Raw genomic sequence first — 11,945 nt, forward strand, 5'->3', positions numbered from 1 at the left:
ACGGCCCCATCGAATGGCACGAAGGCGTCAGCGCACGCATGCCCAACCCCGACGAACGAGCAGCACTCAACGTCCCCGAGAACACCCCACTGCTCGTCTCCCAACGCATCACCCGCACCCAGGCCGGCGCCCAGCCGCTCATGCTCGAAACCCTCACCATGACCGCCGCCGCCACCCAACTGACCATCACCCACCGCCCCGTCGCCCGCTGAACGAGTGCCGTCCCAAGCCTTGTGGCGCACTTGCTAGTGCCGCATCAGGCAACGAGGCAACGGGCTCCCTGGCGACGATGCCGCGTAGCCGTTGATCGACGGCGTGCTTGTTTCGGCAGATGCTGTAGCGGCGGATCATGCTGCCCTGTTCCTTGTGGCTGGCGTAGTCGGTGCCGGGTGGGGGCGAACGTTGCCCGATGCGTCACTAGCCGGGGGGCATCGTCCTGCTGGGCAATGCTGTAGGTCGGCGAGACGAAGTAGGGCCCGAACGGGATTCCGTTCGGGCCCTACTCTCTTCTGGGTGCAGTCGTCGCTCCCGTCGACCTCAACAGATAGCTCGATTCACACAACGCCCCCGGTCACCGTCGCGACCTAGTGCGCCGATGGGCGCAACCGTAATGTGGCCGGACTGAGTGATGAGGCGACGAGGAGCGCCGGGGTGGCTACACGCAGCGGGTGTCGCCCCACGATATCCAGCGAATGGAGTCACGGGTGTTAGGCCCATAGACACCGTCGTCTTCAAGTTCGTCGTACCAGGACTGAACGGTGCGGACGGCGGCTTCAGTCTTCGCCCCATAGACTCCGTCGGTGCCGCCCGTGTCAAGGCTGTGGCACCGACTCAGGGCCTTCTGCAGGGCCTTGACGTGGTTCCCGACGGCGCCACGGCGCATGATGCAGGAGATGGATCCACCGCTCGTGGCAGGAAGCTCGAACCAGAGGCCGGGCTCCCCCTCGCTCAAATTGACCAACTTCGTGGTGCTGCAGTTGCCGTCTGCCGCAGCGGCCGCCGGGGCGGTGCTGATCAGGCCGACGACAGCAGCCGCAGTTGCGCAAAGTGTGGCTAGCGTGCGCTTCATGACTTCCCTCCCATTCGTGTCGGCAGGGCGCCGACACGAGTCGGAAGCTTTGCATGCCGATGTAATGATCCGCAAGCCATTTAGGTCATTACCTATTTCTGACCTAATTGAGCCCGGTCGGGGGGACCAGGATGACTTCCGAGAGGTCGGTCGCCACCAAGGCAGGACGAGCAGCTATGGCGCGAGCCAGGACACGCCGGACCTGGACGTCGTTGTTCAGGTGCAGCTCCCCTGCGAATGTGCACACGACCGTACTGCCGGTGTGGGAAAACTTGATCCTCAGCCCAGGTGCCAGTACGACCACCGGCGCGGACGAGGGCGGGACGACGGCTCGCTCATCATGATGCCTCTTCGGCCTGCCATAGACTCCGCCAGACCAGGCGGCGGGCCGGGGGCGGCAATAGCCGGCGGGCAACCGGCACTACCACGGTGGCACCACCGTAGGTCGCCCGGCCGAGCAGAGCGCGGCGAGCTGTCGAATACTTTCTTCACTCACTCAAGGGCGGCGCACAGCGCCGCCGGTCGCCCATGGCGCCCCGGCCGGGCATGCGGCCTGACGGCCGGTCCCGGCCGGGCGCCAGAACGACCGACGGCACCCCCGACCTGCGAAAACAGCCACCGCGGAAACGGCCCCGCAGCGCCGCGGAAAGCCGTCCCGCGGCACCCTCGCGAAGATCAACTCCCGGCAGGTTCCCTGGACTCCCCGTCGGCATCGGCGGCACCCCGTGCGGCCATCCCGTCGAGGATCACCCGCAGTCTTCGCGCCCCCGACGGCGTGCCCTTCAGTAAGACCACTCCCCGGCCGTCGTCCGACCATCCGGCCTGTGCCTTGATCAGATCCTCACCGGCCAGCCCCAGCGCGCCCAGGACCGTGTTCAGGTCGATCGCCGCCGCCCGGGCCTCAAGCCACGCGGTCTCGTAGTCCACGCCCGGGATCATGGGCCCGCCGCCGAGGAAGATCTCCCCGCTCTCGTCGTCGCCGTCGTCATCGCCCCTGTTCGACATGCCCGCCGCTCCCCGTGCACTGTCCGCCCGCCCCGTGGCCGATAGGTCTCGGCTGTCTCAAAACCGATATCACACCCCGCTGACACCGGTGTGACCGTGCGGAAGCACGAACGGCCCCGGGACACCAAGTCCCGGAGCCGTCATCGACCCAGCGGGCCGTCCAAACTACTCTCGGTAGCCGAGCGCCGCCACCACCTCAAGCACGACCGGCGCACGCCCCCGGCGTGAACCAGGCAGCCGAACGCCACGCCCGGACCTGCCGGATGGGGCGATATCAGCCCGCTACGGTTCGGTTGATCCAGTCGACGTACGGTCCGACGGGAGTGTAGAGGCCGGGGAACCCGGGGTCAGCGCACCCAACACCCCCGGAAAAGACCCCGATCAGGGTGCTGTTGGAGACCAGAGGGTCGCCACTGTCGCCCTGGCAGGCGATGTTTCCCTGCGGTGCTTCAGCGCAGATCTTGTCGGTGGTGCCGCTGGCATCATGGCAGGTGTCAGGGCTGAGGATCCGGACGGTCGCGACATGCAGGGTTGCGGGTAGCGGGCCGTCCTTGCTGAGAACGCCCCAGCCGGAGACGGTGGCCGACGAGTCGGGCTCGGGGGCACCGTCCTGGGCAGGCAGGATGACGGGCTGGGCATTGGTGCCGTACTGGATGGGATTGGCAAGTTTCAGTAGGGCGATGTCGTTCGCGAACGGGTCCAGCGGGTCGTAGTCAGGGGCAGTGACCACCTGGTCCACGGGGACGACGGTGCCGCCGGAGGCGACGTTCAGGGTGCCGTAACGAATCGAGTACCCGGTCAGGACGAGCGGGTCGAGGCAGTGCGCGGCGGTCACGACGTGGGTCTGGTCGATGATGGAGGCGCCGCAGTCGAGGTCGCCGCCAGGGTTCTGCAACACGACTTCGTAGGGGATCTGCCCGAACTCGGCAGGTGTGCCGTCGATGATGGCGGCGGCGGGGCTAGCCTGCACGGCCACAAGGCCGGTGGTGGCTGCGAGAGCCGCTATGGCCCTCGCAGCCAGCTTCCTGCTCGCTGTTTGTTTCCGCCCGCCGGAACGGTCGTTGTTCGCCGCGTCACGCATCTGATGCCTCTTCCGGTCTGGTGGGGCGGAACGCTGCCACCGCCCGAAGGTGTTCCCACCTGAGGGCGCGTCCGTCAGCAGATCACCCATCCGGCCCTAGCCAGCTCGCTACGGGCAGTGCGGCGAGCACGCCCACACGCTGATGCCGGGGCCCGTCGTGGCTCCGAAATGACCGACCGCGACCGGGCTCACCGCTTCCTGCCCGCACCGGGCACAGTAGACCGGACCGACGCGCGGCCAGCCTTCCCCGAACTCGTCTACGTGGCCGCCCCGGTGGAACGGGTCGAGCGAACAGGCGGACTTGCCGGGGCGTCGAGCGCCGCACACGGGCTTGCGCTTGGTCGCCGGGGTCAGCACGCCACCACCGTGGCGAAGACGTGCGCACCTTCGTACGAATAGCCGGTGTCCGGCAGTCCCGTGGACGCCGCAACCAGGGCGCGCCTCCGCTCCACCCGCCGCCGTTCTTCGTCCCGGTCCCACAGCGGCACCACGGTCACGGGTTCCGGCTCGCCCCCGACGGGCGGCACGGTGGTGCGGTCCGGCTCGAACGCTGCGGGGAGGCGGACGGCGCGACGCTCCCGCTCGATCACGGTCGATTCGACGTCCTGTCGGGTGGGGCCAACGAGCGGCACACCCACCGGCGGTCGAACTCACCGAGGAGTTCGGCGTGGACCACAAGACGACCCGCAAGGCGATCGCCCACCTTCGGGCCGCCGGGCTGGTGGTGACGCGCACCGGCATGGGCAGCTTCGTGACCGACCGGACCCCTTGGCCAGAGGCTGCCTTCAGCCGGTCGCCAGCAGGGCCAGGAAGCGGGCGTTCTCCTCAGCGGCGTACCGACCGAACCGGGCCGTGGCGTCGTCGGTGACGACGCGCACGAACGCTGCCCTGGCGGACCGGGCCGCCCGCTCCCATTCGGGGAAGGCGCGGAGCCACGCAAGCGCCTCCCTGGTCTCCCAGTCGAAGCCCATGAGCCGCACCGCTGTGTTGGCAGCGTCCACCCACGCGGGGCCGACCGCAGGCATCGCCCAGTCCACGAGCCGACCGCCCCGAGAGGTGATCAGGATGTTGTGCGGGTTGGTGTCGGTGTGCAGCAGCGCCGAGCCCGCGAGCAACTCGGCGTCCCCCGGACCGAGGACGGCACCGTACCGTTCGACCAACGGCGGAACGCCTCTACCGGCTGGCACCTGACACTGCCGGGTGCGCCCGAGAAGCTCGGCGACGACCCCGGCGTCCGCCGTGCCGGGTGCGAAGTCGGCATGGCGGCCGTCCACATGGTCGAAGGCGACGAGATGCCACCCGCCGGCCACCGCCTCCCAGACCACCGCCGGGCCAACAGCGCGAACAGCTCCGTTGACCCGCACCTCCGTGCGCTGCGCTGCCACGCCCTGCCGGTCGGAGACGGGCACACCCTTCAGGAAGACGGTCCTCGTCGCCGTCGTGAGGACCAGAGCGGTACGGCAGGTGATCCCCTCCGGCACCGTCCGGGCGGACGACACCACACCGAAGCGCTGCACGACCGCTTGCCGTGCCCGGGCCGGGAGTTCACCCCAGCCAACGCGCTGATCGACCACGTTCGTCTCCTCTCGGAGAGGGGAGGGGTCCCCAGTCGAACCCCTCCCCCCGGCTCCGATGATCAGCCCTGCGTCTGGCCGCACTTGACGCAGCGCATCTTGCCACTCCACATCTGGTACTGGTGGTCGCCGCCCGCCGGGCAGTTCCCCGTGGTGTGCCCCGTGATCCCGGTTCGCATGGTGCGTTTCCTCTCTCATAGGTGACGGATGGCCCGCCAGTAAACGGCGGGTTGGAACCCGTCCCGGCCGGCTGTTGCTGTCACGCGACGGGGCCGACCAGGGCGGGAGTCTTCAGATGAGCGGCGGGCCGGGCCCCGCGCACTTCAACGACCACTCGAAGCTGACCGCGTTGCCGTTGATGTGCTCGAACAGCACGGCGGTCCGGACGACACTCAGGCTTACCGGGTCGTGCTTGCGCACCCGCCGGACGAACGACCCGCGCCGCCCGTCCGGATGGATGTACAGACCCCCACGCGGTGGCAGGCCGAGATCATCCACGCACCCGCCGAACCTCCGATGGGGCAGTGGCAGTCACTCGTGTAGTCCTCGAACTGCCGCGCGTAGACAGCTTCGTCCAGACTCTCGTATGCATCGGCGACCACCGGCCCAACGAACAGTCCCCGTTGCGGAAGAGGCATGATCACCCACCTTCCTGGTACAGCGGCGCATCGAGGCTCCGGGCCTCCGCGCTCTTCGCCGGGGGCGGTCCAACGGCATCGACCGGGCAGCCCCGAACACGCTCGAACGCACCGGGCTCCCGAAGCCACACAACTCCACTCGTGACCACGTGCACGAAGCCCACGCGGCCACCGAGTCGGGTGTCGAGAGCGACCGAGCCGATCGATGGGCCGTCGAAGCCGAGTTGGCCCTTTCGCGGGTACGGCACGCGGCCGTCACGAGGCAGAGCAATGTGCGGGCGATTGCTCGGCCGTTCCTCTCGCTCCGTCATACGCTCACCTCCATGGAAACGGGGTCCCGCCCGGCACGGACGGAGGTCTCGTCAGTGAGCGGGACCCCTACCGTGTGCACCCCACATGCACACGGAGCCTTCAACTAGCGTCGGGCGGACTCGCCGTTGTACAGCAGCGGAAGCCGAACACCGACCGTCGCCGCCGCGAGCGCGGCACGGATCCGGTACTCCATGTACGGCGCCACGTGCTCCGCCAGTCGCTTCGGCGCAACCCACGCCACCTCATCGATCGCGCTGCGCGACCACTGGGGCAGCGACAGCGCGTCCGCCTCCGCACGGGTCATGAGCCCCCCGTCGCACACGACGCTCAGCCCCTCGGGCTGCCAGGTGTCGGGGTTCGCCGGCGACTGGTCGACTGTCAGGGCATGCACGACCGTCCTGCGCAGCCCCAGCTGCTCGTCCAGCTCGCGAGCAGCCGCACCGGCGATCGACTCACCGGGGTGGGCGCCTCCTCCCGGCAGGAACCAGTCCGGCCGGTACGACGGCCGCAGCAGCAGCACATCACCGCCCTCACGGCGGAACAGCACCATGGCGTTCACACGCCTTCGCGGCTGAACTCCGAAGAATTGCAGACCCGTTGTGCTCATCTGATCCTCCAGGGATCAACTCGGACTTGGGGGAAGACCCCTCCCGCGCCGCCGAACGGGAGGGGCCCGATGCGGTGGCCCCACCCCCGGGTGTGCGGCCCGGGGATGGAGCCCTTCGCCGTGCCGTTCGGGCGGCCCCTGAGCAGCCCCTGACAGACACGGCGGATGTTGGCCCCGAGCGGGTTGGGGGGAGTGCTCGCCCGGGACCGGAGGTCCCACACGCCGTCATCCACAGCGTGTGGGGCCAGGGTGTCCACGCGTCCGACCCAGGCCGTGAACACCCACCCGGGGAGCACGCAGGAGAGTGCCCACCCAGGACCCGCCCGGACAGTCCGGTGACGTCTCAAACACCGAACCGCCGGGGCGGGAGCTTGTTGTGCGACCTGTTGGTCAGGCCGCACCGGTAACCGGCGGCGCCGGTGATCCGGCGGGCAGTTCCACCGGCTCGATCGAACCGGGGCGAGTCGTCCACTCGCACCCACCCGACGGAGGACGCAGGTAGATCTGCCCACCCTCCGTCCCCATGTACGCCCCGACCCGGTTCTTGTGATCCAAGTCGGTTACCAGCTCGCCAAGTTCGGGAGTGTGAGGCTTCGCCCTCTTGCCACGCGGCATGATCGTTCCTTTCCGTAGTCGCCTCGCTACTGGAACGCCTTTACTGTGAACTAGGCTGAGGGAACCGTTCAACCTGTCTCTAGCCAAAGTGCAAGTAGAGGAGGGAACTTGAACCGAAAGAAGCTCGACCCCGCCAAGTCCGCAGCCGCAGCCTTTGGGGCACAACTTCGCAGCTCACGCGACGCGGCGAACCTCACGCAGGATGGGCTCGGCATCGTGATCGGATACTCCAGTACCTACATCTCGGCCATTGAAGTTGGTCGCAGGTCTCCATCCCTCAAGTTCGCCAAGGCGGCAGACAGGGCCCTCGACACGGGCCAGACACTGGAACTGATGTGGTGGGGGGTGAAGCGATCTGCTCTGCCGGGATTCCCCGAACATGCCGCGCAGGAAGCCCGGTCGACCAAGATTCGTGTCTTCGAACCGAGCATCATTCCTGGACTGCTCCAGACTCCCGCCTATGCCGCCGCGCACGCCTCAGCGAGCGTCCGGCGTGGATCGATCACCCAGCCGGAGGCGGACGAGCGACTGACCTTCCTTGCCGCCAGGCAGAAGCTACTCAAGCGGGCCAAGGCACCCCTGATGCATGCCGTGATCGACGAAAGCGGGATCCGTCGGCGAACCGGCGGAATTGAGGTCATGCGCGCACAACTCGACCATCTGGTGACCATGGCCGCCCGCCCCCATGTGGTGCTCCAGGTGGCGCCGTTCTCCCTCATCGATCCTGTGCCGTTCAGTGGCTTTGTCACCCTCCTGACGTTTGCGGACCGGACAGTCAACGGCTACACGGAGTCCGCCGACCGAGGATTCGTGATCCGCGACCCGGACACCGTGGCCAGCTGGGAGAGGGCCTACGATCGTCTCCAGGTGGAGGCGCTGTCGATGACGGCGACTCTCGATCTGATCCGCGAGACGCGAAGGGATCTGACATGACAGAGCATGATCTGTCCAAGGCCGCATGGTTCAAGTCGAGCCACAGCCAGAACGGTGGTTCGTGTGTTGAAGTAGCACCCAACTTCCCCGGCGTCGTGCCCGTGCGGGACAGCAAGGATCCTCAGGGCCCCGCGCTCGTCTTCTCTGGCTCGGAGTTCGCGGCGTTCATTGATGCCGTGCGCGATGGGGAGTTCGGCACCATCTGATGTTGCGCCACGGGCGCTCACCGACTGGACCCCGCCGCAGCGATGCGGCGGGGTCCATTTGCGCCCTCACGAAGCCTGCGCCAGGTGGCTGCCGCGCATTGGCTGGGGTCGGTGGCGGGAAGCTTTACGCACCCACCGCTGGCGGGACCCGCGTCGAGCAAGACCGGGGGCCACTCGGCCAAATTGCGGTCAGGCCCAGAAGCCCTGACCGAGTCGCACCAGCTTACGGCCCCCCGGCCATGCCCGACCCCACCACCGGCAGGACCCCGCCCAAAGCTCCCCGCCACCTCGGCGGGCAGGCCCGCCGGCCGGGTGGTTGGTCACGCAGGTACCAGCCAAGCTTTCGCGCTCAAAAATAGGCTGTGAAGAAGGCTTGACCCAGGCCATCACGATGCCCCTGTTCTTCGGCTCCAACGCCCTCTACCCGGTCGACCTGATGCCGGGCTGGCTCCAGGCGATCAGCCTCGCCAATCCGCTCAGCTACCAGGTCGACGCCCTGCGCGGCCTCCTGATCGGCACCCCCTCCCACCTGCTCCTGGACTTCGGCGTCCTCACCCTCGCCACCGCCCTCGGCATCACCTCCGCCTCCGCCCTCCTGGGCCGCCTCGCCCGCTGAGCGGGCGCGCCGGGGCGGTCGTCGGCAATCGGGGGAGTGGGGGTCGCCCGTTGGAGTGGAGCTCCGTGTCCGTCCGCGCGGGGCATGCCATGCGCTCACGAACGGTGCGCTCGGATACGGATCGGCCATTGGGCCCTCACCCCTCACGATCCTGGAGCAATCTGTGCGACGTCCCTCCTTCTTCAAGCGGCCCCTCCCCGTGGCTGTCGCCGCACTGGTGGTCGGGGCGGCCGCCGCGACCGGCGTGCCGGCGCTGGCGGACGGTCAGAACCCGGGCGGAGCCCACCGTGGGGGTGCGTCGATCCCGTGGGTCACCATCAGCAGCAGCGGGTACACCACCGCCCAGGGCGGAGTGCCGCAGGAGCTGGGCAACTCCTTCGGCACCCGGACCACACTCCTCGACCAGTACGGCGAGAACACCATCGGCACGATCTACTCCACCTGCAGCAAGGTCGAGGCGGGCCCCGACCAGCTGTACTGCACCAGTCTGCTCAAGTACGGCCCGGAGAAGCAGGTCACGCTCTCCGTGGTCGTGCCCCTCGGCGACGGGGCCGCCAAGGAGTTCGACGGCACGATCACCGGTGGCAACTACGCCTTCGAGGGTGCCTCCGGTGTCGCCCACTTCACGCTCAAGAACGGCAACTACGAGGTGACCTTCCCCTGAGTCGCCCCCCGCGTCCGCCCGGGGCCGTCGGCGCGCAGCGCGGCGGCGGCCTCAGATGCGGTCGGCCGACCACGCCGGGTCGCGGCCGGTGAGGGCCAGCAACTGGTCCTCGGCGTCCGCGCCCGGCGGCGCGGCGAACGGTGGGTCGAAGCGGCCGCTGTCGGCCAGGTCGCGGTAGCCGTGGAACTCGGTGAGCGCGTAGCGGGCGGAGCCCGGGGGCATCCGGCCGTGCTCGCCGAGGGCCCGGGAGAGGTCCCAGCTGTGGACGACGGTCTCGGCGATCAGCTCGCGGGCGTAGCCGCCGGCGTCCCGTACGCCGTAGTCGAGGTGGACCAGCAGGTCGGGGGCGCCGGGCCGGTCGAGTGCGCGTTGTGCGCTGCGTACGGCCATGGTCCAGACGCCCAGCGGGTTGCGGCCGAGGACGTCGCCCTCGAAGCGGCGGCCGATCTGGGCCGGGGTGTAGCCGGCGATCGCCTGGCACACCCAGAGGTGCTGGGCGGCGAGGTGGTTCACCAGCGCCCGCACGTCCCAGTCGCGGCACGGGGTGGGTGCGGTCCAGCGGTCCTCGGGTGCCGAGCGCAGCAGCCGGGCCACTTCGGCGCCGGTGGCCGCGTAGTGCTCGCGGACCTCGGTGTGGAATCCGGGTGGGTGGGGACACTCCATCGCCGGGCCTCCGTTTCTGCCCTGCTCACTCCCAGTAAACCGCTACGGGGCGTGACTCGCCAGAGGGGTGGAGGCCGCTTCTGCTGGGGGTCTCCGGAGGAGGGTGCGGTCCGCGCTCACTGTGCGTGGTGGCGGTGAGGCGCTCTGGTGGAGCCGGTAGGGGCTCTGTAATGTCCACGCCATGACGACCGTTCGGCGCCGGGCCGCGCTCACCGCGACCCTCATCGGCGCTCTCGCCGCCTCGATCCTCCCCACCGCCGCCACCGCCCACGCGGTCGGTCCCGGCTGCCGGACCGTCGAGTCCGCGCCGCTCGACCGGGAACAGGCCCGCACCGCGGACCCGCGGACCGCCGCGCTGACCGAACGCGGGGGCTTCGGCGACTTCGTCTCCCGGTTCCCCGCCGCGCTGTGCAGTGCCCGGAACGCCGACGAGGCCGGTCGGCTCCTCGATGCCTGGGGCGGGGCGCTCTGGCGGGCCGGCGTGGACCGCGCCCAGGGCCGCCGCCCCGGCGGCGACCTGCCGACCACCGACGACCGGCCGCTCTACTGGACCAGGGTCGCCATGACCGTCCGGCTCGCCCGCTGGCAGCCGGGCTTCACCGTCGACCCGGCAGCCCTGCGGCAGCGCTTCGAGGACGCCTCGCGCGGACTGGCCGACAGCGGGTTCAGCGGCCGCCCGGGCGTGCGGCGGATCTTCATCAGCGGTTTCGACCCCTTCGGGCTGGACGCCGAACCGCGCCGCGCCAACCCTTCCGGCTCGGCGGCCCTGCAGCTCGACGGCCGCCGGATCACCCTCGCCGACGGCACCCCGGCCGAGGTCCGCTCGGTGCTCTTCCCGGTCCGCTACGGCGACTTCGACCGCGGCATCGTCGAGCGTGCCTACGCCCCTCGGCTCGCCCGCGGCCCCCGCGCTGCGGACCTCATCACCACCATCAGCCAGGGCTACCCCGGGCTGTTCACCCTGGAGGCCTGGGCCGGTCGCTCCCGCTCCGCCGATCCCTACCCCGACAACATCGGCGCGCTCTCCGGCGGCACCCGGGACCACCCCGTCACCGCCCCGGGGCTCGGCCCGGGCGCCGAGTTCATCGCCACCAGCCTGCCCACCGGCCCGATGACCGCCGTGCAGCAGCCCTACCCGGTGCTGCTGAACACCACCGTCACCGAGATCCCGGCCGGCGGCACCGGCCCGGTCGACCGGGAGGACGGGCCGACCCCCGGCTCGCGGGCGGTCGCCGGCGGCGGCGGGGGCTACCTCTCCAACGAGGTCGCCTACCGCACCAACCGGCTGCGGCTGGAACTCGCCCCGCAGCTGCCCGGCGGCCATCTGCACACCCCGGTGCTCACCGGCCTCCCGGACCAGCCGGAGCTGCTGACCGGGCCGGCCTTCGAGCAGAACGAGGCCGCGATCACCGGCGAGGTCCTCGACATCCTGCGGCACACCTCGGGCTGACGCGGAGTTGGCGGGCACGGGCGGAGGCGCGGGACGGTCGGCGGGCGGGCTGCCGCCGCCCGCCGACCGGTGGATCCGGCTGCCGCGAACATGGCAGAATCGTGCGGTCACGCATGTTCATCGGGGGATGACAGCTCATGTGGTCGGTGGAGAAGGAGCGGGAAGTCGGCGTGCCCGACACCCGCGGAGAACGCGGGCCGGGCGCGCGGCGACCCGTCGCACTGAGCCGGGCCGAGCTCCGGGTGGCCGAGCTGGCGGCGCGAGGACGCACCAACCGTCAGATCGCCCACGAGCTCTTCCTCACCGTCAGTACCGTCGAACAGCATCTGACCAGCTCCTACCGCAAGCTCGGGGTTAAGCGCCGGGCGGACCTCCCGGTGCACCTCCTCCCTGACGCGGCCGGTTGATCCCGCCCGCCGCGGCGGCGCCGGACGAGTGACCGTCCGGGTGCTTCGCGACCGGAGGTTTTCCGGCGGGCGGGCCCGTCCGGAGAACAAATCCCACCGATTTGG

14 protein-coding genes and 2 pseudogenes are annotated in these 11,945 nt (G+C 69.8%); 8 read left to right on the forward strand and 8 right to left on the reverse strand.

Features of this window, described 5'->3' with window-relative positions; translation table 11 throughout:
* Positions 1–212: UTRA domain-containing protein (locus BI06_RS01525; protein ID WP_149030231.1), on the forward strand; the 212-nt coding region annotated here is incomplete at its 5' end.
* Between the two features lie 443 nt (positions 213–655).
* Here the strand turns inward: BI06_RS01525 and BI06_RS01530 are convergent.
* From BI06_RS01530 to BI06_RS52225, 4 genes are all read right to left on the reverse strand, one after another.
* Entirely contained in the window at positions 656–1,069 is a 414-nt protein-coding gene (locus BI06_RS01530; RefSeq protein ID WP_051740100.1) for a peptidoglycan-binding protein, read from the reverse strand.
* A gap of 675 nt (positions 1,070–1,744) precedes the next feature.
* Positions 1,745–2,074 carry a hypothetical protein gene (locus BI06_RS01535; RefSeq protein WP_043464257.1) on the reverse strand — a complete coding sequence of 110 codons (330 nt, stop codon included), beginning with the start codon at positions 2,072–2,074 and terminating at the stop codon, positions 1,745–1,747.
* Between the two features lie 274 nt (positions 2,075–2,348).
* The gene (locus tag BI06_RS01540) at positions 2,349–3,155 is read right to left on the reverse strand and encodes a serine protease (protein ID WP_051740101.1); all 807 of its coding nucleotides are present in this window, start codon (positions 3,153–3,155) and stop codon (positions 2,349–2,351) included.
* 350 nt (positions 3,156–3,505) lie between these two features.
* Positions 3,506–3,793 (reverse strand): hypothetical protein, encoded by a 288-nt coding sequence (locus tag BI06_RS52225; protein ID WP_199523225.1) that lies wholly within the window; start codon positions 3,791–3,793, stop codon positions 3,506–3,508.
* A 29-nt stretch (positions 3,794–3,822) separates the two neighbouring features.
* Between BI06_RS52225 and BI06_RS53060 the strand changes: the two genes are divergently transcribed.
* Complete coding sequence (locus BI06_RS53060) at positions 3,823–4,023, forward strand: hypothetical protein (RefSeq protein ID WP_233289972.1); 201 nt, start codon at positions 3,823–3,825, stop codon at positions 4,021–4,023.
* On the opposite strand, the gene BI06_RS01550 is transcribed toward BI06_RS53060, so the two are convergent.
* The 3 genes from BI06_RS01550 to BI06_RS01555 form a co-directional block, all read right to left on the reverse strand.
* Positions 3,941–4,729, reverse strand: coding sequence for a phosphotransferase family protein (locus tag BI06_RS01550; protein ID WP_043464264.1), 789 nt, complete (start codon positions 4,727–4,729; stop codon positions 3,941–3,943). The genes BI06_RS53060 and BI06_RS01550 overlap by 83 nt on opposite strands.
* Before the next feature lie 291 nt (positions 4,730–5,020).
* Positions 5,021–5,227, reverse strand: a complete 207-nt coding sequence (locus BI06_RS49115) for a hypothetical protein (RefSeq protein WP_149030232.1) — start codon at positions 5,225–5,227, stop codon at positions 5,021–5,023.
* A 555-nt stretch (positions 5,228–5,782) separates the two neighbouring features.
* Positions 5,783–6,286 (reverse strand): NUDIX domain-containing protein, encoded by a 504-nt coding sequence (locus tag BI06_RS01555; RefSeq protein ID WP_063794893.1) that lies wholly within the window; start codon positions 6,284–6,286, stop codon positions 5,783–5,785.
* A gap of 723 nt (positions 6,287–7,009) precedes the next feature.
* On the opposite strand from BI06_RS01555, the gene BI06_RS01560 reads away from it, so the two are divergent.
* The 4 genes and pseudogenes from BI06_RS01560 to BI06_RS01575 all read left to right on the forward strand — a co-directional run bounded on the left by BI06_RS01560 (position 7,010) and on the right by BI06_RS01575 (position 9,320).
* Complete coding sequence (locus BI06_RS01560; protein WP_043464268.1) at positions 7,010–7,834, forward strand: helix-turn-helix transcriptional regulator; 825 nt, start codon at positions 7,010–7,012, stop codon at positions 7,832–7,834.
* A complete protein-coding gene (locus BI06_RS01565) occupies positions 7,831–8,040 on the forward strand; it encodes a DUF397 domain-containing protein (protein WP_043464272.1) in 210 nt (69 codons plus the stop codon). Before BI06_RS01560 ends, BI06_RS01565 begins: the two co-directional genes overlap by 4 nt.
* Before the next feature lie 370 nt (positions 8,041–8,410).
* Positions 8,411–8,656 (forward strand): annotated as a pseudogene (locus BI06_RS01570) (ABC transporter permease); the annotation flags it as partial.
* 163 nt (positions 8,657–8,819) lie between these two features.
* Positions 8,820–9,320, forward strand: coding sequence for a hypothetical protein (locus BI06_RS01575; protein WP_030394064.1), 501 nt, complete (start codon positions 8,820–8,822; stop codon positions 9,318–9,320).
* Between the two features lie 51 nt (positions 9,321–9,371).
* On the opposite strand, the gene BI06_RS01580 is transcribed toward BI06_RS01575, so the two are convergent.
* The gene (locus BI06_RS01580; RefSeq protein WP_051740103.1) at positions 9,372–9,983 is read right to left on the reverse strand and encodes a TIGR03086 family metal-binding protein; all 612 of its coding nucleotides are present in this window, start codon (positions 9,981–9,983) and stop codon (positions 9,372–9,374) included.
* 181 nt (positions 9,984–10,164) lie between these two features.
* Between BI06_RS01580 and BI06_RS01585 the strand changes: the two genes are divergently transcribed.
* Together BI06_RS01585 and BI06_RS01590 are read left to right on the forward strand one after the other, a co-directional pair.
* Positions 10,165–11,433, forward strand: a complete 1,269-nt coding sequence (locus tag BI06_RS01585; protein WP_051740104.1) for a hypothetical protein — start codon at positions 10,165–10,167, stop codon at positions 11,431–11,433.
* A 221-nt stretch (positions 11,434–11,654) separates the two neighbouring features.
* Positions 11,655–11,840 (forward strand): annotated as a pseudogene (locus BI06_RS01590) (helix-turn-helix transcriptional regulator); the annotation flags it as partial.
* Positions 11,841–11,945 lie beyond the last annotated feature (105 nt).

Origin of the sequence: Kitasatospora sp. MBT66, assembly GCF_000710405.2 — a bacterium.
Classification (GTDB): Bacteria; Actinomycetota; Actinomycetes; order Streptomycetales; family Streptomycetaceae; genus Kitasatospora; species Kitasatospora purpeofusca.

Excerpts from the sequence above, each read along its gene's own strand:
- BI06_RS01530 (WP_051740100.1), bottom strand. The coding sequence starts at position 1,069 with ATGAAGCGCACGCTAGCCACACTTTGCGCAACTGCGGCTGCTGTCGTC.
- BI06_RS01535 (WP_043464257.1), bottom strand. The coding sequence starts at position 2,074 with ATGTCGAACAGGGGCGATGACGACGGCGACGACGAGAGCGGGGAGATC.
- BI06_RS01540 (WP_051740101.1), bottom strand. The coding sequence starts at position 3,155 with ATGCGTGACGCGGCGAACAACGACCGTTCCGGCGGGCGGAAACAAACA.
- BI06_RS01555 (WP_063794893.1), bottom strand. The coding sequence starts at position 6,286 with ATGAGCACAACGGGTCTGCAATTCTTCGGAGTTCAGCCGCGAAGGCGT.
- BI06_RS01565 (WP_043464272.1), top strand. The coding sequence starts at position 7,831 with ATGACAGAGCATGATCTGTCCAAGGCCGCATGGTTCAAGTCGAGCCAC.
- BI06_RS01580 (WP_051740103.1), bottom strand. The coding sequence starts at position 9,983 with ATGGAGTGTCCCCACCCACCCGGATTCCACACCGAGGTCCGCGAGCAC.
- BI06_RS01585 (WP_051740104.1), top strand. The coding sequence starts at position 10,165 with ATGACGACCGTTCGGCGCCGGGCCGCGCTCACCGCGACCCTCATCGGC.